This is a genomic window from Verminephrobacter eiseniae EF01-2 (genome assembly GCF_000015565.1).
GTDB lineage: Bacteria > Pseudomonadota > Gammaproteobacteria > Burkholderiales > Burkholderiaceae_C > Acidovorax > Acidovorax eiseniae.
On record NC_008786.1, the window covers coordinates 4530882 to 4556758 of the forward strand.

Sequence of the window (25877 nt, forward strand, 5' to 3'; positions counted from 1 at the left end):
GAGTGGAGCATGCTCGTATTTTTTCTGCGTTGCGGAATCTGTCAAACAGACCAAAGAATGAGCGCAAAGAATGAGCGTGTGGCTGTCGCATCCCGGACGCCAGCGGCGAGCGCCAAACCAGTGGCAACCATGGGCTCGACCCACCGTGCCAGGCGCTGGGCATGGAGCAGCGGCCGACCAGGCCCGGGACCCCGGGAACCAACGGCATGGTCGAGAGGATCGATGGTCGCATAGCCGCATAGCCGCATAGCCGCATAGCCGCATAGCCGCATGGCCGCATGGCCGATGTGCCCAAGGCCCACAGGTTCAACGGCCGCGAGGACATGCAGCAGACCTTGCCGCGTTATGTGGCCCGGCACGACCACCCACTGCCGCAGTCGGCGCTGGGCCGCAAGACGCCTGTGCAGGCCATGAAGGACGACTGGCGCCAGGAGCACCCGCCTCTGCTGCACGAGCGGCCATATCCCCCGCCCGTTCGAGGCGCCGGCATGGGTGCCACGCGGCCGCCCGAAGGCGACGGTGCTCCAGTGCGCGCCGCGCCGAAGGCCCACCCCTTCCCGCCACGCTGGCAGCAACGCGCGCGGCAAAGTGCACAGATGTTTCAGGAATGAAATCAGACACTGCCGCACTGCGCTCGTCGCCGCAGCGGAACCAGGTTTCAAAGCCGCCGGATTTCAAGAAAACCGTCGGGAACGCGGGCCATCACGCCTTGGCAGCGGTGAACGCTTGCGCCAGGTCGGCCAGCAGGTCGGCGGGCGCTTCCAGGCCGATGTGCAGCCGCACGACGGCGCCGCGCGCGCTCCAATCGGTCACGCTGCGCGCCGCGCGCATATGGGTCCACGCCACGAGGCTTTCGTAGCCGCCCCACGACGAGCCGCGCCCGAACAGCGACAGCGCATCGACGAAGCGCTCGACCGCCGCGTTCCCGATGCCGGGCTTGAACTCGAACGAGAGCAGCCCGTTGGTGCCTCGGCAATCGCGCTGCCAGATATCGTGGCCCGGGTGCCGTGGCAGCGCGGGGCAGAACACCGCCGCCACTTCGGGCCGCGCCTGGAGCCAGTGCGCCACTTCGAGCGCATGCCGCTCGTGCATCTGCAGCCGCGCCGAGAGCGTGCGCATGCCGCGCAGCACCAGCCAGGCGTCGTCGGGGCTCACGGTCATGCCGAAGGCGTCGCAGCGTTCGTTCAGCGGCTGCCAGGCTTCGCGCGTGGTGGCGACGGTGCCCAGCATCACGTCGGAATGGCCCGAGAGGTATTTGGTGGCGGCCATCGTGGAGATATCCGCGCCCAATGCCAGGGGCCGGTACTGCACGCCCGACCCCCAGGTGTTGTCGGCCGCGAGCAGCGCGCCGCGCGCATGGGTGAGTGCGGCGAGCTTCGGCAGGTCGCACATCTCGTAGACCAGCGAGCCGGGGCATTCGGCATAGACGAGGCGCGTCGCCGGCTCGAACAGGTCCTCGATGCCGCTGCCGTCCGCCGCGAAAAAGCTGCTGCGGATGCCGTAGGGAGCGAGGAACGAATGCGCGAGGTTGCGCGCCGGCTCGTACACGCTGTCGGACATCAGCACATGGTCGCCGGGCTTCAGGTACGACAGCAGCACCATGCCGATGGCCGCAAGGCCGGTCGGAAAGAGCCGCGTGCGGTACGCGCCTTCGAGCTCGCTGACTGCATCTTCGAGCGCGAAGGTGGTGGGCGTGCCGCGTGCGCCGTAGCTGAAGGCGCGCTCGTCGCTGCGGCGCGCGCGGGTGTCGCGCATGGCCGCCACACTGTCGAACAGCACGGTGCTGGCACGCACCAGCGGCGCGTTGACGGGCGTGCCGCCGAAATAGGCGGGGGATTTGCCGGTGCGCGTGAGCCGGGTATCGAGGGCTTGGGCAGCGGCGTCTTCTTTGTGCGGGTCGGACATGGTGATCTCCTGTCTGGCGTGGGCCAAGCCTCTAGTGTCGCGTCACCGATCAGATGTCGTAGGCTGCGCGCAGCCATCGGAGCGCAGCGCAAGGCGCAGCGCGCAGCCAATACAACCATACCGAGCGTATTGGCAAGCGATGCAACGCCGCGATGCGCTTCGATGGCCAGCGCAGACAGACATCTGATCGGTGACGCGACACTAGGGTGCGTCAATCCGCCTTCGCGCCGGAGAGCTTGACGATGCGCGACCAGCGGTCGATGTCCTGCTTCAATTGCACAGCGAAGGCTTCGGAAGAATTCGCCACCACTTCGCTGCCGCCGTCGTTCACCAGTTTGGTCACCTCGGGCAGGTGCAGCGTGCGCACGATGGCTTCGTTCAGGTAGGCCACGCGCTCGGGCGGCGTGCCGGCCGGTGCGAAGAAGCCGTACCAGTCTTCGAAGCGCGCGCCGGCGTAGCCCAGTTCTTCGAGCGTCGGCACCTTGGCGAACACGCCGATGCGGCGCGGGCTGGTCACGGCGAGCACGCGCAGCTTGCCGCTCTGCACGAGGCCCGCGACCGAGGCCGTCGAGGTCACGAGCACATCGACCTGCCCACCGAGCAGGTCGGCGAGCGCGGGGCCGGCGCCCTTGTAGGGCACATGGGTCATGCCGATGCCGTTGTCCTTGGCGAGCACCACGCCCACGAGGTGCGAGAGCGTGCCGTTGCCCGGCGTCGCATAGGTCACCTTGCCGGGCGCGGCCCTGGCCTTCGCGGCGAGGTCGGCAAAACGCTTGAGCGCCGAGTTGGCATCGACCACGAGCGCGAGCGGCGCGGCGTTGATCTGCGTGATCGGCACGAAATTCTTCACCGGATCGAAGCCGGCCGAGGCGTAGAGCACGGGGTTCACCGCCATGATCGACACCTGCGAGGTGAGCACGGTATAGCCATCGGGCCTGGACTCGGCCACCGCCTTGGCGCCAATGTTGCCGCCGGCGCCGCCACGGTTGTCGACCACGGCGGCCTGGCCCATGATTTCCGGCAGGCGCGTGGTGACCAGCCGCGCCGTCGCGTCGTTGCCGCCGCCGGGCGGGAAGGGCGAGATGAACTTCACCGTCTGCGAGGGAAAGCCGTTGCGCGCGGGCAGCGGGTCGGCCGATGCCGGCGGCAGGGCCAGCGCCGCGAGCCATGCGGCGGCAATGGCAAGACGAGCGAGGTGCGGAACACGGGAAGCAGACGACATGGCAGAACTCCTGGAACAGGAACGGACAACGACGAGCGGAAAGAAAGCAGTGTCTGGCCAGTGTCGCGCCATCGGTCAAATGTCGCAGGCTGCGCGCCGCCATCGGAGCGCAGCGCAAGGCGCAGCGCGCAGCCAATACAAGCATACCGAGCGTATTGGCAAGCGCTGCAACGCCGCGCTGCGCTTCGATGGCCAGCGCAGACCGGCAGATGACCGATGACGCGACACTAGTGTCGCGTCACGGATCAGATGTCGCAGGCTGCGCGCAGCCAATACCGAGCGTATTGGCAAGCGCTGCAACGCCGCGATGCGCTTCGATGGCCAGCGCAGACCGGCAGATGATCCGTGACGCGACACTAGGCGTGCGATGCGGCCGAGGGCAGCCTGAAAGCGGCGCGCTCCTGCGCATCGAGCTGCGCGACGAGGCCGGTCTCCCACGCGAGGTAGCGGCGCGCGGCCTCCTTGTTGCCGTCGTGCCGGTCGTGCACGAAGAACAGGTAGTCGATGCAGTCGGCGTCGGCGGGCAGCGCAGGCGTGGCCTGGAGAGGCAGGCCGGCGGCGCGCCATGCGGGCATGCCGCCTTCGAGCAGCAGCGGGGCATGGCCATCGAGTTCAGACATGGCGGCCCAGGCGGCCAGCGCGGCATCGTCGGCGACGAGCACGATCTGGCGCGTCTCGCCCTTCGTGTCGGCGGCCAGGCGCGGGCGGATCGACCAGCGGGCCTGCGGGATGTGGCCGGCGCGAAACTGCATGCTGCCGCGCACATCGATCGGTGCCACGCCGCCTTGCGCCAGTCTTGCAGACAGCGACTGCGCGTCGATGGTCTTCAGCGCAGGCGCGGTCGGCGCGGCGGCCGGTGCGAGCGACAGCCCGCTCGCCCGTCCGCCGTCGAGTCCGCCTTCGAGCACGCTCGCGTCGTGCCCCATCTGGCGCAGCCAGCTCGCGACGGTCGGCGCGCGCACGCCGTCGCTGTCGAACAGCACGAGCCGCGCGCCGCGCACGCCGAAGTACTGGTCGCCGGCCTGCAGCAGTTGACCGCCGGGCGTGTGCTGCGCGCCGGGCAGGCTGCGCACCGCGAACTCCTCGGGCGTGCGCACGTCGCAGAGGAACAGCGTGCGATCCGCCTGCGCAGCCCATTGCTGCACGGTCTTCGCCGTCACCGTAGGCACCCCGAAGCGTTCGGCCAGGGCCTTGGCCGCAGGCCGCAGGTCGGTGTTGCCGCTGTCGGGCGCATAGCGCTGCGTGCCGCCGTGCGCCAGCTTGTGATCGTTCAGGAACCAGCCCTGCGTGCCGTTCTCCAGCGCGTAGACCGGGTTGGGCAGGCCGAGGTTGATGAGCGTCTGCGCACCGATGATGCTGCGCGTGCGGCCCGCGCAGTTGATGACGATGGGCGTGCCGGTGTCGGGCACGAGCCGCCGCACGCGGTAGGCCAGTTCGCCGTTGGGGCAGCAGGTGGCGCCGGGGATGCTCATCTTGTGAAACTCGCTGACGGGACGGCCGTCGAGCACCACGACCTCGTTCTTGCGCGCGAGCATTCCGGCCAGTTCGTTGGCGCTGACACGGGGCGTGCGATAGGCCTCCTCGGCCAGTTCGCCGAAGGTCTTCGAGGGCAGGTTGACGCCGGCGAAGAGCCGGTAGCCCGCAGCCTCCCACGCGGGGGCGCCGCCTTGCAGCACATGCACGCCGGTGTAGCCCAACGCGGCGAGCCGCTCGGCCGAGCGCAGGGCCACGGCGGATGCGCCATCGTCATACGCAACCAGCCGCACGCTGCGGCGCGGCACGAGGCGCGGTGCATCGGCCTCGAGCCGGCTGAACGGCAGCGGGATGCCGTAGAACAGATGCGCCTGGCCGTACTGGCCATGCTCGCGCACGTCGAGCAGCGCGATTTCGCCGCCGTCGTGCAGCCAGGCTTTGAGGGTCTTCGGATCGATGTGAGAAGTCATGGCGACGCGCCGTTGGGATGAACCAAGCCCTGCGAAGCCACGCCCGGCGCGGCCCGCATGAAGGAAGATGCATCGAAGGAAAGGGGTTGGCGGCTAACGGCGCGTCTGCACACCGATGTCCATCGTCTGGTACGTACCGGCGGCAAGATCGTAGGCGATGCGCTGGTTCAGCGTTTCGAGCGCGCGGCCGTACATGTGCAGGTGGCGGATCACCTGCTCGCCCTGGATCTCGACCGAGTGGATGTCTTCGGGCATCAGCGCGATGCCCTTGCCCGGCGCGACGACGATCAGCGCCGTTTCTTCGAGCTTGCCCACGCCCGGCACGGAGCCATCGTCGGTGCGCGCGTACACGCGGTTGTGCTCGGCGCCTTCCACGGCGGCGATGCAGGCCCAGGTCGTGTGGTTGTGCGGCACGATCTTCTTGCCCGGGCGCATCACGTTCAGGTAGAGCGCGTAGCTCTGGTCCGGGTCTTCGGCGATCAGGTAGCGCGCCTGGTGCTCGCCGGCTTCGGGAGGCGGAAAGTCGGCGGCGCCCCAGTACCCGGTGTGGGCGGCCAGACCTTGCAGCGCATCGAGCACTGCATCGAGCCTGGCGCGGCTTGGTTCAGCGCCGCCGATGGCTTTTTTCATCTGGCCGATCGATGCCTCGACCGCCTGGCGGCGTTGCTCGGATGGGGTGCTCATGCAGTTTCTCCAGTGGGGTTGCCTGTGGGGTGTGCCTTCACTGTAGTGCCGGCGGCGTGGCGCAACCATTCAGGCGGCAGAAGAAACACATCAATAAAATTGATGTATGCCCACGCTCGATCTCGAACTGCTGCGCTCGTTCGCGGCCGTCGTCAGCCACCACAGCTTTGCGGCGGCCGCCGTCCACCTGGGGCGCACGCAGTCGGCGATCACGCAGCAGATGCAGCGGCTGCAAGAGCAGATCGGGCATCCGCTCTTCGTCAAGCAAGGCCGCCAGAAGCGGCTGACCGAGCGCGGCGAACGGCTGCTCAACTATGCGCGGCACATGCTCGCGCTCAACGACGAGGCGCTGCGCAACCTCCGGCAGGGCCGGTTCGAAGGCAACCTGCGCATCGGCGCGCCGCACGATGTGGCCGAGACCCTGCTGCCGTCGTTGCTGGCCGAGGTGGCGCGCACTGCGCCGCTGCTGCAGTTGGACATCCACATCGGCCGCAGCCCCTACCTGATGACTTCGCTCGAAAGCGGCGAGGTCGACATGATCATCTCCAACCGCGCCGATCCGCAGTCGCAGTTCGAGGGCGTGGTGCTGCGCAACTCGCCCACCGTCTGGCTGTGCGCGGCCAGCTATGTGCACGACCCGGCGAAGCCGGTGCCGCTGATCATGGCGGACGGGCCGAGCATCTTCCGGCGCATCGGGCACGAGGCGCTCGACGCGGCGGGCGTGGCGTGGACGCCGCGGTACATGTCGTCGGGCCTGGTCGGCATCAAGGCGGCGCTCAGGGCGGGCCTGGGCGTGACGGCGCGCGGTGTCGAGCAGTTGGATGCGGGGCTGAGGGTGCTGGACGCGAGCGACGGCATGCCCCGGCTGCCCGACCTGACGTACTACCTGTATGTGCGCAGCCGCGTGGTGAACCCGGTCACACGGCAGGTGTTCGAGACGCTCAAGCAACACCTGCGGCTGCCACGGACCGACATGCCGGCCTGAAGCAGGGCGCTGTGGTTCATGCCTGAATCAGGACCGGCCATCACCTCGAACGCTCGGCCTCGTTGGGCGCAATGCAGCGCTCACGCAACATGGCATCGCGCAGGATGGCGTCGATCCCCGTCTGGTAGCCCTTGGTCTGGTAGCCCTTGCCTTGGCTTTTGGGCCATGCCATGGCATCCGAACACTTCGCCAGGACTTGCGCAGAACCCCCCGCCGGCAGCGTGCTGGCCGTGATTTTCGGCACCCGGCCCGTGGTGCCGAATTTTGCGCAAACCCTGGCCCACACACTGGGGTGATGGGCTGCGCTTAGGCTATATTCCGCGCAGCGGGATTTGTTTCACCATTGTCACCAGTGCAAGCCGTTGCCCCCCCACCGGGCGGGCAACGAACATCGCTGACACCCTCGTCCGCCGTGGCCCTGGCCGCGAGCGGCGAATGAAACCCGAGCAAGCTCTTGCATCCATTGTGTCAAAAGGAAAGCGCCGTGACCGCAGCCCTCCTGCCTGAATTCGGCGCATTCGGCGCACCAGCGCAATCCACATCCCATTGAAAGGAAAGCCCCATGGCCACCATCACGCTTGACAAGACAACCATCAAAGCCGGCGAGACCGCCGTAGTCACCTTTACGGTCGAGAAGACCCACTTCATGGGCACCACCAATAGGTCTGGCGTCAGGACAGTCAATGACGTGACCATCACTGGCGGCACCATATCCGCCGGCTACGACTTCCAATACGTCGAGGCCCTCAGCACCCCCACCACCCAGGTCTATCAAGGCACCTTCACGCCTACCCCGAACCTGGACAGAACCGAGTGCACCATCCGCTACAACCCTGACGGCACCGCCAACGACGCCACCAGCGCCACCTTCATCGTCGACACCCGGGCGCCCACCATCACGGGCACCCCGACGATCGGCAACCCCAACCTGACCCGCGCCAACCAAGTAACCACCATCACCTTTGTCTTCTCCGAGCAGTTGAATCAGGCCAGTTTCACGACGGCTGACCTGACGATACCGGCGGGCATGGGCACGCTGGAGAACCTGCGCACCACCGACGGCGGCAGGTCTTGGCAGGTAGACCTGAGGGCGCCGGCCAACCTGGCGGCCAACACCGAAGCGAAGGACCTGCAGATCGGCATCAACATGGCCGGCATCACCGATGTCGCGGGCAACGCGGGCACGGGCAACGTCAACCTCGCCACCTACACCATCGACAACAAGCCGCCCAGCGCCACCATCGCCGTGACCCCCAACCCCGTCACGAGCAGCAATGACAGACTGGTCACCGTCACCATCACCTTCGACGAGGCAGTCACCGGCTTCACGGCAGACAACATCGATTTCAGCAACGCCAATGTCACGCCCTATGGCACCAACCGGATAGGGACGCTGAACCGCTCAGCCGACGGCCGCACCTACACCATCACCTACACGGCAGGGCCGGACGTCGAGGATGCCACCAACACCATCAGCCTGCGCAACATCGATACCATCCGTGATGCCGTAGGCAACGCCGCAACGGTCAACCCCACCAGCAACAACTACGTGATCGACACCAAGGATCCCGGGGTCACCAACATTACGGTCGACAAAACGCACCTCACCGCCGGCGACACCGCCACCATCACCGTCACCTTCAACGAGAGCGTCAGTGGCTTCACCGAAGCTGCCATCGAGATCGCCAACGGTTCTGTGAGCAACCTGAGGCCGGTCGCCGGCACCGACGGCAGAGTCTGGACAGCCACCTTCACACCCACGGCCAACTTGGCGCGCACCAGCGTTGACCGGATCGAAGTGAGACTGGACGGCATAACGGACCGCATCGGCAACAACAGCTTCGGCACCAACGCGCGCGATATCCCCGCCATCGTCATCGACACCAAGGTCTTTGTCGTCAACAACGCCACGGTGAACGGCAAGCAGTTGGTATTGCAGTACAGCGATGAAACCAGGCTGGACCCGGACCAGACCCACAACGCGCCCAACGATGCCTTCGTGGTGCTGGTCGATGGCGTGCGCAACAGCGTCACCGGCGTGCTCGTGGATGCAGCGGCCAAGACCGTCACGCTGACGTTGGAGCGCGCGGTGAGCAAGGGCCAGCAGGTGAGCGTCGCCTACAACGACCCCAGCACCGGCGACGACCCGCAAGCGGTGCAGGAGGCCACCACCGGCAAAGACGCGGCCAGCTTCGCGGCCAAGCCGGTGACCAACCTCACCCCGGCTCCGCCCGAGCCGGATGCACCGGATGCAGGTGCGCCGGACTCCGACCGCGACGGTCTGTCCAACAACCGGGAGGACCAGGCCCCCGGCCTGCTGCGCCCCGATGGCTCGGCCGGCCTGGCTGGCGACGGCAACGGCGATGGCGTCAAAGACAGCCAGCAGGTCGCCGTCGCTTCGACCCGTGACCTGACCCTGGTGGCCGGCAGCCGGGACGGCAAACTGATCCCCGACAGCAACGCGCGCATCACCGAACTGGTGCGCAGCGATGCCCCGGCCAACCTGCCCAAGGGCATGGAGATGCCGCTCGGCCTGACCTCATTCAAGGTATCGCTGGCCGAGGGCCGCAGCACCGAGAGCTTCAGCCTGTACGTAGACCAGGCGCTCGGCGCCAACGGCTACTGGCTCAAGAACAGCGCCGGCACCTGGGTGAACCTGGCCAGCGAACCCTACGGCGGCAAAGTGAGCAGCGAAGGCGGGCGCACGCGGCTGGACTTTCAGATCCAGGACGGCGGCGAGTACGACGCCGACGGCCAGGCCGATGGCAGCATCACCGCCCCCGGCGCCGTGGCGAAGATGCCGCTGTCCATCGTCGGGCAGGCGCCCCAGGTCGATTCGCATGGGTACTGGTTCTAGTGTCGCGTCACTGATCAGATGTCGTAGGCTGCGCGCAGCCATCGGAGCGCAGCGCAAGGCGCATCGCGCAGCCAATACCGAGCGTATTGGCAAGCGATGCAACGCCGCGATGCGCTTCGATGGCCAGCGCAGACCGACAGATGATCGGTGGCGCGACACTAGGTTCAAGCCCCCTGCTGCGGCCTGAGCGCCAGGCAGCAGCGGATGGCGCAGTAATCACAGGCCAGCCTTGCCAGCGCCGGGCTGGCCGTCCGGCGCCCGGCCCAGGCCGGCCAACCCCGGTCTTTCCTGCCACAGGCCGAGCGCGTTTGCCGGCTCGATCACCCGCGCAGTGCCCGGGTCGGCCACCCACGGCGCAGCGCTCGCCCCTGCCGGGGCTTGGCGCGAATTCCGCCCGGCCCCACCCCGCCGGGCCGCCACCGCGCGCGACAGCGCTGCGGCCCGGGGGCCATGATGGCCACCCGGCAACGGGCCGGCCTGCGCGCCCCGGCCGGCCCCTGACTCCATTCCCAAATCGAACGCGAAGGCTCCAGCGCAGACAGTATTTTTGCGCCGGCCCTGATCCACGACAAAACCGCTGGTGTCGCGCCATCGGTCAGAGGTCGTAGGCTACGCGCAGACCGACAGATGATCGGTGGCGCACCAAGTGCTGGAGCGATGGAATGCCATAACGCTGCACTATGGAATTCCATTAGCCTATGCAATGGCGCGGTATAATTTGTTTCAGCATGTCATTGTCGTAAGTATTTGTGCCACGTCGGATGAGCATCGCTGACACCCTCGTCCACCGTGGCCCTGGCCACGACGGGCAAACGCAACCCGACAAAGCCCTTGCATCCACCCATTCCGTTGCAAACACCATGGCCACCACCATCACCTTCGACAAGCAAGTCATCAAAAACGGCGAGACCGCCCAGGTCACGTTTACTTTCACCGATCCCAACCACACGCTCTCCCCCGGAAGCCTGACCACCACGGGCGGACTCATACACAGCATCGTCAATCGTGGCGTCATCAACGGTCAGCGTGTCTATACCGCCACATTCTTGCCCACCGGGAACCTGGAGAGTTCCTTCCACCGCATCCGCTACGGTGTTGCCGGCGAGGCCGATTACGCAAACAGCGGCAACATCCACATTGACACCCGACCGCCCGTTGTTCTCGGTGTCTCGTTCGACAAAAGCGACCTGCGCCCCGGGGAAAAAGCCACCATCACCCTCACCTTCAGCGAGCCGGTGCGGAGCGACAGCTTCGGACTCGAAGACCTGCGAGTGGGCGCCGGCAAGGGCACTTTGAGCAACCTGCGCGTCTCCCCCGAAGACACCACGGCCACCACCGCCGCCGCCACCACCTGGCAGGTCGACCTGGATGCCCCGACCAGCCCGTCCACGACGAGCAGCGATGGCAACCAGATACAGATAAACCACACCGGCATCACCGATCGCGTGGGCAACCCAGGCTCGGAGAGTGTGGAGAGGAACGGGGATACCACCCTTTGGACGAGCATCCTGGCGCCCACCTACAACATCGTTGCGCCGCCCAAGGTCGCCATCACGCTGTCGGACACCAGCCTGCTGGCCGGCGAGACGATGACCGTCACCTTCACCTTCAGCGAGAAGGTCACCGGCTTTGGTACCGAGGACATCCAGTACGACACCAGCAAAGGCACGCTGAGCGCCCTGACGGCGGTCGGCACCGACAGCAAGGTCTGGACCGCCACCTACACGCCCCGGTCCGGCACCGAGAGCGCCGACAACACCATCCGCGTGGACCTCGCCAGCGTCCGGGGCGCGCGGGACAACGCCGGCGTGGGCACCAGCACCAGCGGCAACTTCAGCATCGACACCGTGCGCCCCACGGTCGGCGTGACGATCAGCGACGAGCGCCTCACCGCTGGCGAAAGCGCCACCTTCACCTTCACCTTCAGCGAGAGCGTCACCGGCTTCACGAAAGAGGACATCGGCCTGTCCCGGGCCAACGGCACGCTCGGCGACCTGACGCCGGTCGGCACCGACGGCAAAACCTGGACCGCCACCTTCACACCCACGGCCAGACTGGAGCGCCCCTACCCCTCCACCAACAGCCAGCTCACCCTGAACCTGGCCAATGTCAGGGATGCCGCAGGCAACACCGTCGCCAACAACACCTACTCGCTCCGGTACACCGTAGACACCATGGTTTTTGCGCTCAGCAGCGCCACGGTGAACCGCGACCAGTTGGTGCTGGGCTACGGCGCCGAAACGGATCTCGACGGGAACGCGGACCGCGCCCCGACCAACGAGTCCTTTACCGTGCTGGTCGATGGCACGCGCATCGACGTCAGCCGGGTGACGGTGGATGCAGCGGCCCGGACGGTCACGCTGACCCTGGCCCGCGCCGTGGCTGCCGGCCAGCAGGTGAGCATCGCCTACCAGGACACCGACACCAGCGACGGCAAAGCGCTACAGGAGGTCAACGACGGCGACGACGCGGCCAGCTTCGCGGCCACGCCGGTGACCAACCTCACCCCGTCCCCGGTCGCACCCGCCACACCGGAGGCGTCTGGAGGGTCTGGAGGGTCTGGAGGGTCTGGAGGGTCTGGAGGGTCTGGAGGGTCTGGGTCGTCTGGATCGTCTGGGGCGCTGGACTCCGACTACGACAGTGTGCCCGACGCCCAGGAGGACCAGGCCCCCGGCCTGCTGCGCCCCGATGGCTCGGCCGGCACGGATGGCGACGGCAACGGCGACGATATCCAGGACAGCCAGCAGGTCGCCGTCGGCTCGACCCGCGACCTGACCCTGGTGGCCGGCAGCCAGGACGGCAAACTGATCCCCGGCAGCAATGCGCGCATCACCGAACTGGTGCGCAACGATGCCCCCGCCAGCCTGCCCAAGGGCATGGAAATGCCGCTCGGCCTGACGCAATTCAGGGTCGGCCTGTCCGAAGGACGCTACACCGAGAGCTTCAGCCTGTATGTGGACCCGGCCACCGGCGTCAACGGCTACTGGGTCAAGGACAGCACCGGCACCTGGGTGAACCTGGCCAGCGAACCCTACGGCGGCAAGGTGAGCAGCGAAGGCGGGCGCACGCGGCTGAACTTCCAGATCCAGGACGGCGGCCAGTACGACGCCGACGGACTGGCCGATGGCCACATCACCGCCCTTGGCGCCGCAGCGAAGATGCCGCTGTCCATCGTCGGGCAGGCGCCGCCCCAGGTCGAGTCGCATGGGTTTTGGTTCTAGTGTCGCGTCACGGATCAGATGTCGTAGGCTGCGCGCAGCCATCGGAGCGCAGCGCAAGGCGCATCGCGCAGCCCATACCGAGCTGTATTGGCAAGCGATGCAACGCCGCGATGCGCTTCGATGGCCAGCGCAGACCGACAGATGATCGGTGACGCGACACTAAGGCTCTGGCACCCTGCCGTTGCCTGATTCCGTGTCTGAATCGTTCGTAAACGCGAACGCGAAGCGCAGACAGTACTTTTGCACGAACCTTGACCCATGACAGAACCCCCAGGCAGCAGGGGCTGGGGTGACGGGTTGCCGCCGGGCTATATTTCTCTCAGCGAAATTTGTTTCACCATTGTCACCAATGCAAGCTGTTGCGCCCCACCGGGCGGACGACGGGCATCGCTGACACCCTCGTCCGCCGTGGCCCTGGCCACGAGGGGCGAACGACACCCGACAGGCTCTTGCATCCACCGCCCATTCGTCAAAAGGAAAGCACCGTGATCGTCGCCCTCCCCCTGCATCCATCAGCGCATCAGCGCATCAGCGCATCAGCGCATCAGCGCATCAGCGCATCAGCGCATCAGCGCATCAGCGCATCAGCGCATCAGCGCATCAGCGCATCAGCGCATCAGCGCATCAGCGCATCAGCGCATCAGCGCATCAGCGCATCAGCGCATCAGCGCATCAGCGCATCAGCGCATCAGCGTAATCCTTGTCGCATCGAAAGGAAAGCGCCATGGCCACCACCATCACCATCGACAGGCAATACGTCAAAACCGGTGAGACCGCCGAGCTCAAATTTACTTTCACCAATCCCAATTACTCCCTCTCCCTCGCAAGCCTGACCGTCCGGACCGAGGCGTCAACCGACACAACCGTCGCGGGCGGCACCGTACACAGCCTCGTCAATCGTGGCGTCATCAACGGTCAGCGTGTCTATACCGCCACATTCACGCCTACCGCGAACCTGAATTATTCCTTCTACCGCATCGCCTACGATGTTGCCGGCGACGCCGATGACGCATTCAGCGACTACTTCGCCGTTGACACCGTGCGGCCCACCATTGAAAGTGCCTCGATCGCCAAAAGCGATCTGCGCCTCGGGGAAAAAACCACCATCACCATCACCTTCAGCGAACCGCTGACCTATTCCAGCTTCACACTTGCAGACCTGCAGGTGGACGCCGGCAAGGGCACTTTGAGCAACCTGCGCCGCGTCCACTCCGACACCGTGGCCTCCGCCACCTGGCAGGTCGACCTGCAGGCCCCGACCACCCGGCCCGCGTCGGGCCTCGATGGCAACCAGATACGGATCAACCTCGCCGGCATCACCGATAAAGCAGGCAACACAGGCGAGAACAGTGTGGTGAACGGGGTGGCCACCTCTTGGACTAACCTCCCGACTGTCAGCTACAACATCGACAACGGTGTGCCGCCCATGGTCGCCATCACCGGGCAGCCTGCCACCACCATCAAGGGCGGCGATTCCTTTACCGTCACCTTCACCTTCAACGAGCGCGTCACCGGCTTCGATCTCGACGACGTTCAGTACGACACCAGCAAAGGCACGCTGAGCGCTCTGACGGCGGTCGGCACCGACGGCAGGGTCTGGACCGCCACCTACACGCCCCGGCCCAACATCGAGAGCGCCGAAAACACCATCAGCGTGAACCTCGCCGGCGTCCGGGACGCAACGGACAACGCCGGGGTGGGCACCGGCAGCAGCGGCAACTTCAGTATCGACACCAAGCCCCCCGAGGTCGCGGTGACGATCAGCGACGAGCGCCTGACCGCTGGCGAAAGCGCCACCGTCACCTTCACCTTCAGCGAGCGCGTCACCGGCTTCGATCTCAACGACGTTCAGTACGACACCAGCAAAGGCACGCTGAGCGCTCTGACGGCGGTCGGCACCGACGGCAAGGTCTGGAGCGCCACCTACACGCCCCGGCCCGACATCGAGAGCGCCGAAAACACCATCCGCGTGAACCTCGCCGGCGTCCAGGACGCGCAGGGCAACGCCGGAGTGGGCACCGGCAGCAGCGGCAACTTCGTCATCGACACCAGGCCGCCCGTGGTCGACGGGCGGCCCAGCATCGTCTCTGTGGTGGGCCCCACCTCCATCGTCTTGGAGGACACCGACGTCACCATTACCTTCACCTTCAGCGAGGCAGTCACCGGCTTCACGTTGGCCAACATCAATTTGGACAACTCCAGTGCCTCTCCCTACATCACCTACAGCCCGAAAGAGCCGGTCAGCGCAGATGGTGGCCGCACCTGGACCATCACCTACCGTGCCGCTCCGCGTACCACGGATTCCACCAACACCGTCAGCATCCGCAACCTCGATGGCGTGCGTGACCTCGCAGGCAACCTCGCAGTGCCTAACTCCAGCGCCAGCACCGACAACTACGAGGTCGATACCGAGGATCCCGATCCCATCAGCGCCACGTTTGACAAAACCCACCTTGCCGCCGGAGAAACCGCCACCGTCACCGTCACCTTCAACGAGATCGTCAACAACGTCACCGAAGATAGCTTTCAAATCCCCAACGGTTCGGTGAGCAACCTGAGGCAGGACACGACCGACGGCAGAATCTGGAGGGTCACCTTCACCCCCACGGCCAACCTGCAGAGCGCCAGCAGCTTGATCAGCATCAATCTGAACGACCTCAGGGACAGCGCCGGCAACGTCAGCAGTGGTCGCAAGTCGTTCTACGACTCCACCATCGTCATCGACACCAAGCGCCCCGAAGTCACGGTGGTGATCAGCGACAACCGCCTGACCGCTGGCGAAACCGCCACCGTCACCTTCACCTTCAGCGAGCGCGTCACCGGCTTCGATCTCAACGACGTTCAGTACGACACCAGCAAAGGCACGCTGGGCGCTCTGACGGCGGTCGGTACCGACGGCAAGGTCTGGACAGCCACCTACACGCCCCGGCCCAACATCGAGAGCGCCGACAACACCATCCGCGTGAACCTCGCCGGCGTCCAGGATGCGCAGGGCAACGCCGGAGAGGGCAGCGTCAGCAGCGGCAACTTCAGCATCGACACCAGGCCGCCCGAGGTCGACAGGCCGCCCGAGGTCACGGTGACGATCAGCGACAACCGCCTGACCGCTGGCGAAAGCGCCACCGTCACCTTCACCTTCAGCAAGAGCGTCACCGGCTTCACGAAAGATGACATCGACTTGACCCTGGCCAACGGCACGCTGGGCGACTTGGTGCCGGTGGGCACCGACGGCAAGGTCTGGAGCGCCACCTTCACGCCCCGGCCCGACACCGAGAGCGCCGACAACACCATCCGCGTGAACCTCGCCGGCGTGCTGGACGCGCAGGGCAACGCCGGGGTGGGCACCGGCACCAGCGGCAACTTCACTATCGACACCAAGCGCCCCGAAGTCGCGGTGGCGATCAGCGACGAGCGCCTGACGGCTGGCGAAACCGCCACCGTCACCTTCACCTTCACCGAGCGCGTCACCGGCTTCGATCTCAACGACGTTCAGTACGACACCAGCAAAGGCACGCTGGGCGCGCTGACGGCAGTCGGTACCGACGGCAAGGTCTGGAGCGCCACCTACACGCCCCGGCCCGACACCGAAAGCGCCACCAACACCATCCGCGTGAACCTCGCCGGCGTGCTGGACGCGCTGGGCAACGCCGGGGTGGGCACCGGCAGCAGCGGCAACTTCGTCATCGACACCAGGCCCACCGTGGTCGACAGGCCGCCCAGCGCCACCATTGCCGTGACCCCCAACCCCGTCACGAACAGCAATGACAGACTGGTCACCGTCACCATCACCTTCGACGAGGCAGTCACCGGCTTCACGGCAGACAACATCGATTTCAGCAACGCCCATGTCACGCCCTATGGCCGCAACCGGATAGGAGCGCTGAACAGCTCAGCCGACGGCCGCACCTACACCATCACCTACACGGCAGAGCCGGACGTCGAGGATGCCACCAACACCATCAGCCTGCGCAACCTCCATACCATCCGTGACGCCACAGGCAACGCCGTAGCGGTCAGCCCGACCAGCAACAACTTCGCGATCGACACCAAGGCTCCCGTTCCCATCAGCGCCACGTTTGACAAAACCCACCTTGCCGCCGGAGAAACCGCCACCGTCACCGTCATCTTCAACGAGATCGTCAACAACGTCACCGAAGATACCTTTCAAATCCCCAACGGTTCTGTGAGCAACCTGAGGCAGGACACGACCGACGGCAGAATCTGGAGGGCCACCTTCACCCCCACGGCCAACCTGCAGAGCACCAGCAGCTCGATCAGCATCAATCTGGACGGCCTCAGGGACAGCGCCGGCAACGTCAACAATGGCAGCCTGCCGTTCCGCGACTCCACCATCGTCATCGACACCAAGCGCCCCGAAGTCACGGTGGCGATCAGCGACGAGCGCCTGACCGCTGGCGAAACTGCCACCGTCACCTTCACCTTCAGCGAGCGCGTCACCGGCTTCGATCTCAACGACGTTCAGTACGACACCAGCAAAGGCACGCTGGGCGCGCTGACGGCAGTGGGCACCGACGGCAAGGTCTGGACAGCCACCTACACGCCCCGGCCCAACACCGAGAGCGCCGACAACACCATCCGCGTGAACCTGGCCGGCGTCCAGGACGCGCAGGGCAACGCCGGAGCGGGCAGCGTCAGCAGCGGCAACTTCAGCATCGACACCAAGCGCCCCGAAGTCACGGTGACGATCAGCGACAACCGCCTGGCCGCTGGCCAAACCGCCACCGTCACCTTCACCTTCAACGAGCGCGTCACCGGCTTCGATCTCAACGACGTTCAGTACGACACCAGCAAAGGCACGCTGGGTGCGCTGACGGCAGTGGGCACCGACGGCAAGGTCTGGAGCGCCACCTACACGCCCCGCAGCGACATCGAGAGCGCCGACAACACCATCCGCGTGAACCTCGCCGGCGTGCTGGACGCGCAGGGCAACGCCGGAACGGGCAGCGTCAGCAGCGGCAACTTCAGCATCGACACCAAGCGCCCCGAGGTCACGGTGACGATCAGCGACGAGCGCCTGAGCGCAGGAGAAACCGCCACCGTCACCTTCACCTTCAGAGAGAGCGTCACCGGCTTTGGCACCGAGGACATCCAGTACGACACCAGCAAAGGCACGCTGAGCGCTCTGACGGCGGTCGGCACCGACGGCAAGGTCTGGAGCGCCACCTACACGCCCCGGCCCAACATCGAGAGCGCCGACAACACCATCCGCGTGAACCTCGCCGGCGTCCAGGACGCGCAGGGCAACGCCGGAACGGGCAGCGCCAGCAGCGGCAACTTCAGCATCGACACCAAGCCGCCCGAAGTCACGGTGACGATCAGCGACGAGCGCCTGAGCGCTGGCCAAACCGCCACCGTCACCTTCACCTTCACCGAGCGCGTCACCGGCTTTGGCACCGAGGACATCCAGTACGACACCAGCAAAGGCACGCTGGGCGCGCTGACGGCAGTCGGTACCGACGGCAAGGTCTGGAGCGCTACCTACACGCCCCGCAGCGACATCGAGAGCGCCGAAAACACCATCCGCGTGAACCTCGCCGGCGTGCTGGACGCGCAGGGCAACGCCGGAACGGGCAGCGCCAGCAGCGGCAACTTCAGCATCGACACCAGGCCGCCCGAGGTCACGGTGACGATCAGCGACAACCGCCTGAGCGCTGGCCAAACCGCCACCGTCACCTTCACCTTCAACGAGCGCGTCACCGGCTTCGATCTCAACGACGTTCAATACGACACCAGCAAAGGCACGCTGGGCGCGCTGACGGCAGTGGGCACCGACGGCAAGGTCTGGACAGCCACCTACACGCCCCGGCCCGACACCGAGAGCGCCGACAACACCATCCGCGTGAACCTGGCCGGCGTGCTGGACGCGCAGGGCAACGCCGGAACGGGCAGCGTCAGCAGCGGCAACTTCAGCATCGACACCAAGCCGCCCGAGGTCACGGTGACGATCAGCGACAACCGCCTGAGCGCTGGCCAAACCGCCACCGTCACCTTCACCTTCAACGAGCGCGTCACCGGCTTCGATCTCAACGACGTTCAGTACGACACCAGCAAAGGCACGCTGGGTGCGCTGACGGCAGTCGGCACCGACGGCAAGGTCTGGACAGCCACCTACACGCCCCGGCCCGACATCGAGAGCGCCGACAACACCATCCGCGTGAACCTCAGCGGCGTCCTGGACGCGCAGGGCAACGCCGGAACGGGCAGCGTCAGCAGCGGCAACTTCAGCATCGACACCAAGCGCCCCGAGGTCACGGTGACGATCAGTGACAACCGCCTGAGCGCTGGCCAAACCGCCACCTTCACCTTCACCTTCAACGAGCGCGTCACCGGCTTCGATCTCAACGACGTTCAGTACGACACCAGCAAAGGCACGCTGGGCGCGCTGACGGCGGTGGGCACCGACGGCAAGGTCTGGAGCGCCACCTACACGCCCCGGCCCGACACCGAGAGCGCCGACAACACCATCCGCGTGAACCTCGCCGGCGTGCTGGACGCGCAGGGCAACGCCGGAACGGGCAGCGTCAGCAGCGGCAACTTCAGCATCGACACCAAGCGCCCCGAAGTCACGGTGACGATCAGCGACAACCGCCTGAGCGCTGGCCAAACCGCCACCTTCACCTTCACCTTCAGCGAGCGCGTCACCGGCTTCGATCTCAACGACGTTCAGTACGACACCAGCAAAGGCACGCTGGGCGCTCTGACGGCAGTCGGCACCGACGGCAAGGTCTGGACAGCCACCTACACGCCCCGGCCCGACACCGAGAGCGCCGACAACACCATCCGCGTGAACCTGGCCGGCGTGCTGGACGCGCAGGGCAACGCCGGAACGGGCAGCGTCAGCAGCGGCAACTTCAGCATCGACACCAAACGCCCCGAAGTCACGGTGACGATCAGCGACGAGCGCCTGAGCGCAGGAGAAACCGCCACCGTCACCTTCACCTTCAGAGAGAGCGTCACCGGCTTTGGCACCGAGGACATCCAGTACGACACCAGCAAAGGCACGCTGGGCGCGCTGACGGCAGTGGGCACCGACGGCAAGGTCTGGACAGCCACCTACACGCCCCGCAGCAACATCGAGAGCGCCGACAACACCATCCGCGTGAACCTGGCCGGCGTGCTGGACGCGCAGGGCAACGCCGGAACGGGCAGCGTCAGCAGCGGCAACTTCAGCATCGACACCAAGCGCCCCGAAGTCACGGTGACGATCAGCGACAACCGCCTGAGCGCTGGCCAAACCGCCACCTTCACCTTCACCTTCAGCGAGCGCGTCACCGGCTTCGATCTCAACGACGTTCAGTACGACACCAGCAAAGGCACGCTGGGTGCGCTGACGGCAGTGGGCACCGACGGCAAGGTCTGGAGCGCCACCTACACGCCCCGCAGCGACATCGAGAGCGCCGACAACACCATCCGCGTGAACCTGGCCGGCGTGCTGGACGCGCAGGGCAACGCCGGAACGGGCAGCGTCAGCAGCGGCAACTTCAGCATCGACACCAAACCGCCCGAAGTCACGGTGACGATCAGCGACGAGCGCCTGAGCGCAGGAGAAACCGCCACCGTCACCTTCACCTTCACCGAGCGCGTCACCGGCTTTGGCACCGAGGACATCCAGTACGACACCAGCAAAGGCACGCTGAGCGCTCTAACGGCGGTCGGTACCGACGGCAAGGTCTGGAGCGCCACCTACACGCCCCGGCCCAACATCGAGAGCGCCGACAACACCATCCGCGTGAACCTCGCCGGCGTCCAGGACGCGCAGGGCAACGCCGGAACGGGCAGCGCCAGCAGCGGCAACTTCAGCATCGACACCAAGCCGCCCGAAGTCACGGTGACGATCAGCGACGAGCGCCTCGCCGCTGGAGAAACCGCCACCGTCACCTTCACCTTCAACGAGCGCGTCACCGGCTTTGGCACCGAGGACATCCAGTACGACACCAGCAAAGGCACGCTGGGTGCGCTGACGGCAGTCGGCACCGACGGCAAGGTCTGGAGCACCACCTACACGCCCCGGCCCAACATCGAGAGCGCCGACAACACCATCCGCGTGAACCTCGCCGGCGTCCAGGACGCGCAGGGCAACGCCGGAACGGGCAGTGCCAGCAGCGGCAACTTCAGCATCGACACCAGGCCGCCCGAAGTCACGGTGACGATCAGCGACGAGCGCCTGAGCGCAGGAGAAACCGCCACCGTCACCTTCACCTTCACCGAGCGCGTCACCGGCTTTGGCACCGAGGACATCCAGTACGACACCAGCAAAGGCACGCTGGGCGCTCTGACGGCGGTGGGCACCGACGGCAAGGTCTGGACAGCCACCTACACGCCCCGGCCCGACATCGAGAGCGCCGACAACACCATCCGCGTGAACCTCAGCGGCGTGCTGGACGCGCAGGGCAACGCCGGGGTGGGCACCGGCACCAGCGGCAACTTCAGCATCGACACCAAGCGCCCCGAAGTCACGGTGACGATCAGCGACAACCGCCTGATCGCTGGCCAAACCGCCACCTTCACCTTCACCTTCAGCGAGCGCGTCACCGGCTTCGATCTCAACGACGTTCAGTACGACACCAGCAAAGGCACGCTGGGCGCTCTGACGGCGGTCGGCACCGACGGCAAGGTCTGGAGCGCCACCTACACGCCCCGGCCCAACATCGAGAGCGCCGACAACACCATCCGCGTGAACCTGGCCGGCGTCCTGGACGCGCAGGGCAACGCCGGAACGGGCAGCGTCAGCAGCGGCAACTTCAGCATCGACACCAAGCGCCCCGAAGTCACGGTGACGATCAGCGACGAGCGCCTGAGCGCAGGAGAAACCGCCACCGTCACCTTCACCTTCAGAGAGAGCGTCACCGACTTTGGTAGCGAGGACATCCAGTACGACACCAGCAAAGGCACGCTGGGCGCTCTGACGGCAGTCGGCACCGACGGCAAGGTCTGGACAGCCACCTACACGCCCCGGCCCAACATCGAGAGCGCCGACAACACCATCCGCGTGAACCTCGCCGGCGTGCTGGACGCGCAGGGCAACGCCGGAACGGGCAGCGCCAGCAGCGGCAACTTCAGCATCGACACCAGGCCGCCCGAGGTCACGGTGACGATCAGCGACGAGCGCCTGAGCGCAGGAGAAACCGCCACCGTCACCTTCACCTTCAGAGAGAGCGTCACCGGCTTTGGCACCGAGGACATCCAGTACGACACCAGCAAAGGCACGCTGAGCGCGCTGACGGCGGTCGGCACCGACGGCAAGGTCTGGAGCGCCACCTACACGCCCCGGCCCGACACCGAGAGCGCCGACAACACCATCCGCGTGAACCTCGCCGGCGTGCTGGACGCGCAGGGCAACGCCGGAACGGGCAGCGTCAGCAGCGGCAACTTCAGCATCGACACCAAGCGCCCCGAAGTCACGGTGACGATCAGCGACAACCGCCTGAGCGCTGGCCAAACCGCCACCTTCACCTTCACCTTCAGCGAGCGCGTCACCGGCTTCGATCTCAACGACGTTCAGTACGACACCAGCAAAGGCACGCTGGGCGCGCTGACGGCAGTCGGCACCGACGGCAAGGTCTGGAGCGCCACCTACACGCCCCGCAGCGACACCGAGAGCGCCGACAACACCATCCGCGTGAACCTGGCAGGCGTCCAGGACGCGCAGGGCAACGCCGGAACGGGCAGCGCCAGCAGCGGCAACTTCAGCATCGACACCAAACGCCCCGAGGTCACGGTGGCGATCAGCGACGAGCGCCTGAGTGCGGGAGAAACCGCCACCGTCACCTTCACCTTCAGAGAGAGCGTCACCGGCTTCGATCTCAACGACGTTCAATACGACACCAGCAAAGGCACGCTGAGCGCTCTGACGGCGGTCGGTACCGACGGCAAGGTCTGGAGCGCCACCTACACGCCCCGGCCCAACATCGAGAGCGCCGACAACACCATCCGCGTGAACCTGGCCGGCGTCCAGGACGCGCAGGGCAACGCCGGAACGGGCAGCGTCAGCAGCGGCAACTTCAGCATCGACACCAGGCCGCCCGAGGTCACGGTGACGATCAGCGACGAGCGCCTGAGCGCTGGCCAAACCGCCACCGTCACCTTCACCTTCAGCGAGCGCGTCACCGGCTTTGGCACCGAGGACATCCAGTACGACACCAGCAAAGGCACGCTGAGCGCTCTGACGGCGGTCGGTACCGACGGCAAGGTCTGGAGCGCCACCTACACGCCCCGGCCCGACACCGAAAGCGCCACCAACACCATCCGCGTGAACCTCGCCGGCGTCCAGGACGCGCAGGGCAACGCCGGAACGGGCAGCGCCAGCAGCGGCAACTTCAGCATCGACACCAAGCGCCCCGAAGTCACGGTGACGATCAGCGACGAGCGCCTGAGTGCGGGAGAAACCGCCACCGTCACCTTCACCTTCAGCAAGAGCGTCACCGGCTTTGGCACCGAGGACATCCAGTACGACACCAGCAAAGGCACGCTGAGCGCGCTGACGGCAGTCGGCACCGACGGCAAGGTCTGGAGCGCCACCTTCACGCCCCGGCCCGACACCGAGAGCGCCGACAACACCATCCGCGTGAACCTCGCCGGCGTCCTGGACGCGCAGGGCAACGCCGGAACGGGCAGCGGCAGCAGCGGCAACTTCAGCATCGACACCAGGCCGCCCGAGGTCACGGTGACGATCAGCGACAACCGCCTGATCGCTGGCCAAACCGCCACCGTCACCTTCACTTTCAGAGAGAGCGTCACCGGCTTCGATCTCAACGACGTTCAGTACGACACCAGCAAAGGCACGCTGGGCGCGCTGACGGCGGTGGGCACCGACGGCAAGGTCTGGAGCGCCACCTACACGCCCCGCAGCGACATCGAGAGCGCCGAAAACACCATCAGCGTGAACCTCGCCGGCGTCCGGGACGCGCTGGGCAACGCCGGGGTGGGCACCGGCACCAGCGGCAACTTCAGTATCGACACCAAGCCCCCCGAGGTCGCGGTGACGATCAGCGACGAGCGCCTGAGCGCTGGCGAAAGCGCCACCGTCACCTTCACCTTCAGCGAGCGCGTCACCGGCTTCGATCTCGACGACGTTCAGTACGACACCAGCAAAGGCACGCTGGGCGCTCTGACGCCGGTCGGCACCGACGGCAGGGTCTGGAGCGCCAGCTACACGCCCCGGCCCGGCATCGAGAGCGCCGACAACGCCATCAGCGTGCGCCTCGCCGGCGTCCGGGACGCGCTCGGCAACGCCGGGGTGGGCACCGGCACCAGCGGCAACTTCACTATCGACACCAAGCCCCCCGAGGTCACGGTGACGATCAGCGATAACCGCCTCACCGCTGGCGAAAGCGCCACCGTCACCTTCACCTTCAGCGAGAGCGTCACCGGCTTCACGAAAGAGGCCATCGACCTGTCCCAGGCCAACGGCACGCTGGGCGAGCTGGTGCCGGTCGGCACCGACGGCAAGGTCTGGACAGCCACCTTCACGCCCACGGACAGACTGGCGCGCACCACCAACCACCGGCTCACCCTGAACCTGACCAATGTCAGGGATGCCGCAGGCAACGCCCCGGCGGTGAACACTTACTCGTTCAACCAGTACACCGTAGACACCATGGTCTTTGCGCTCAGCAACGCCACGGTGAACCGCAACCAGTTGGTGTTGTTCTACAGCGATGAAACCGCGCTGGACCCGGACCAGACCCATAACGCGCCCAACGATGCGTTTGTGGTGCTGGTCGATGGCGTGCGCAACAACGTCACCGGCGTGGTCGTGGATGCAGCGGCCAAGACCGTCACGCTGACGCTGGAGCGCGCGGTGAGCAATGGCCAGCAGGTGAGCGTCGCCTACAACGACCCCAGCACCGGCGACGACCGGCAAGCGGTGCAGGAAGCCGGCAGCGGCGACGACGCGGCCAGCTTCGCGGCCAGGCCGGTGACCAACCTCAGCCCGCGTGCGCCCGCGACGGGCACGACCGACGCCGACAGTCGTAAATCATCCGAGGACTCTGACGGCGATACGGCGAATGCGCTGGACTCCGACTACGACAGTGTGCCCAACGCCCAGGAGGACCAGGCCCCCGGCCTGCTGCGCCCCGATGGCTCGGCCGGCACGGATGGCGACGGCAACGGCGACGGTATCCGGGACAGCCAGCAGGTCGCCGTCGGCTCGACCCGCGACCTGACCCTGGTGGCCGGCAGCCAGGACGGCAAACTGATCCCCGACAGCAATGCGCGCATCAGCAAACTGGTGCGCAACGATGCCCCCGCCAGCCTGCCCAAGGGCATGGAGATGCCGATCGGCCTGACGCAATTCAGGGTCGGCCTGTCCGAAGGACGCTACACCGAGAGCTTCAGCCTGTACGTAGACCCGGCGCTCGGCGTCAACGGCTATTGGGTCAAGGACAGCGCCGGCACCTGGGTGAACCTGGCCAGCGAACCCTACGGCGGCAAAATGAGCACCGAAGGCGGGCGCACGCGGCTGGACTTCCAGATCCAGGACGGCGGCCAGTACGACACCGACGGGCTGGCCGATGGCCACATCACCGCCCTTGGCGCGGCAGCGAAGATGCCGCTGTCCATCGTCGGGCAGGCGCCGCCCCAGGTCGAGTCGCATGGGTTTTGGTTCTGAGTGTCGCGCCACCGGTCATCTGTTTGTCTGCGCTGGCTGTCTGCGCTGGCCATCGAAGCGCAGCCTGCGACATCTGATCGGTGACGCGACACCAAGGCTCTGGCACCCTGCCGTTGCCTGATTCCATGTCTGAATCGAACGCGAAGGCGCGGCGCAGACAGCACTTTTGCGCAAGCCCTGACCTGCGACACCCCCCCCGGGCAGCAAGCGCCGGGATGATGGGCTGCCAATACGCTATATTCTGGCGCAGTGAAATTTGTTTCACGGTTGTCAGCGGTGCAAGTCGTTGTTACGCCCCGCCGGGTGGGCAACGGGCATCGCCGACACCCTCGTTCGCCATGGCCCTGGCCGCAAGCGGCGAACGAAACCCGATCAAGCCCTTGCATCCATCCCTTCCGTCCAAAGGAGAGGCACCGTGACCGCCAC

The 25877-nt window shown here is 66.3% G+C and carries 14 protein-coding genes and 1 pseudogene; 7 read left to right on the top strand and 8 right to left on the bottom strand.

Features of this window, described 5'->3' with window-relative positions:
• Positions 1–98: 98 nt before the first annotated feature.
• A pseudogene (locus VEIS_RS30795) lies at positions 99–473 on the top strand (hypothetical protein); the annotation flags it as partial.
• 229 nt (positions 474–702) lie between these two features.
• On the opposite strand, the gene metC reads toward VEIS_RS30795, so the two are convergent.
• From metC to VEIS_RS20030, 6 genes are all read right to left on the bottom strand, one after another.
• Positions 703–1905 carry a cystathionine beta-lyase gene (metC, locus tag VEIS_RS20015; protein WP_011811826.1) on the bottom strand — a complete coding sequence of 401 codons (1203 nt, stop codon included), beginning with the start codon at positions 1903–1905 and terminating at the stop codon, positions 703–705.
• Between the two features lie 49 nt (positions 1906–1954).
• Positions 1955–2107, bottom strand: coding sequence for a hypothetical protein (locus VEIS_RS29160; protein WP_157048605.1), 153 nt, complete (start codon positions 2105–2107; stop codon positions 1955–1957).
• A gap of 9 nt (positions 2108–2116) precedes the next feature.
• On the bottom strand, positions 2117–3127 hold the full coding sequence (locus tag VEIS_RS20020; protein ID WP_011811827.1) for a Bug family tripartite tricarboxylate transporter substrate binding protein: 1011 nt from the start codon (positions 3125–3127) through the stop codon (positions 2117–2119).
• Between the two features lie 75 nt (positions 3128–3202).
• Positions 3203–3484, bottom strand: a complete 282-nt coding sequence (locus VEIS_RS29930) for a hypothetical protein (protein WP_198138086.1) — start codon at positions 3482–3484, stop codon at positions 3203–3205.
• Complete coding sequence (locus VEIS_RS20025; protein ID WP_011811828.1) at positions 3484–5070, bottom strand: rhodanese-like domain-containing protein; 1587 nt, start codon at positions 5068–5070, stop codon at positions 3484–3486. Before VEIS_RS20025 ends, VEIS_RS29930 begins: the two co-directional genes overlap by 1 nt.
• A gap of 93 nt (positions 5071–5163) precedes the next feature.
• A complete protein-coding gene (locus VEIS_RS20030; RefSeq protein WP_011811829.1) occupies positions 5164–5754 on the bottom strand; it encodes a cysteine dioxygenase family protein in 591 nt (196 codons plus the stop codon).
• A 106-nt stretch (positions 5755–5860) separates the two neighbouring features.
• Here VEIS_RS20030 and VEIS_RS20035 point away from each other — a divergent pair, with 106 nt between their 5' ends.
• Complete coding sequence (locus VEIS_RS20035; RefSeq protein ID WP_011811830.1) at positions 5861–6739, top strand: LysR substrate-binding domain-containing protein; 879 nt, start codon at positions 5861–5863, stop codon at positions 6737–6739.
• A gap of 40 nt (positions 6740–6779) precedes the next feature.
• Here VEIS_RS20035 and VEIS_RS30800 read toward each other — a convergent pair whose 3' ends face one another.
• Entirely contained in the window at positions 6780–6911 is a 132-nt protein-coding gene (locus tag VEIS_RS30800) for a BrnA antitoxin family protein (RefSeq protein WP_265259738.1), read from the bottom strand.
• Here VEIS_RS30800 and VEIS_RS31270 point away from each other — a divergent pair.
• From VEIS_RS31270 to VEIS_RS20050, 3 genes are all read left to right on the top strand, one after another.
• Positions 6910–7035 carry a hypothetical protein gene (locus VEIS_RS31270; protein WP_265259739.1) on the top strand — a complete coding sequence of 42 codons (126 nt, stop codon included), beginning with the start codon at positions 6910–6912 and terminating at the stop codon, positions 7033–7035. The genes VEIS_RS30800 and VEIS_RS31270 overlap by 2 nt on opposite strands.
• Before the next feature lie 266 nt (positions 7036–7301).
• Positions 7302–9596, top strand: a complete 2295-nt coding sequence (locus VEIS_RS20040) for an Ig-like domain-containing protein (RefSeq protein WP_011811831.1) — start codon at positions 7302–7304, stop codon at positions 9594–9596.
• A gap of 860 nt (positions 9597–10456) precedes the next feature.
• Positions 10457–12817: an Ig-like domain-containing protein gene (locus VEIS_RS20050; RefSeq protein ID WP_157048607.1), complete on the top strand. Its 2361-nt coding sequence runs from the start codon at positions 10457–10459 to the stop codon at positions 12815–12817.
• A gap of 7 nt (positions 12818–12824) precedes the next feature.
• Here VEIS_RS20050 and VEIS_RS26975 read toward each other — a convergent pair whose 3' ends face one another.
• Positions 12825–12977, bottom strand: coding sequence for a hypothetical protein (locus tag VEIS_RS26975; RefSeq protein WP_157048349.1), 153 nt, complete (start codon positions 12975–12977; stop codon positions 12825–12827).
• Between the two features lie 564 nt (positions 12978–13541).
• Here VEIS_RS26975 and VEIS_RS20055 point away from each other — a divergent pair.
• Both VEIS_RS20055 and VEIS_RS29170 read left to right on the top strand, forming a co-directional pair.
• A complete protein-coding gene (locus tag VEIS_RS20055; protein ID WP_041950220.1) occupies positions 13542–25451 on the top strand; it encodes an Ig-like domain-containing protein in 11910 nt (3969 codons plus the stop codon).
• Positions 25435–25572: a hypothetical protein gene (locus tag VEIS_RS29170; RefSeq protein ID WP_157048608.1), complete on the top strand. Its 138-nt coding sequence runs from the start codon at positions 25435–25437 to the stop codon at positions 25570–25572. The genes VEIS_RS20055 and VEIS_RS29170 overlap by 17 nt, the downstream gene beginning before the upstream one ends.
• Positions 25573–25877: the final 305 nt, after the last annotated feature.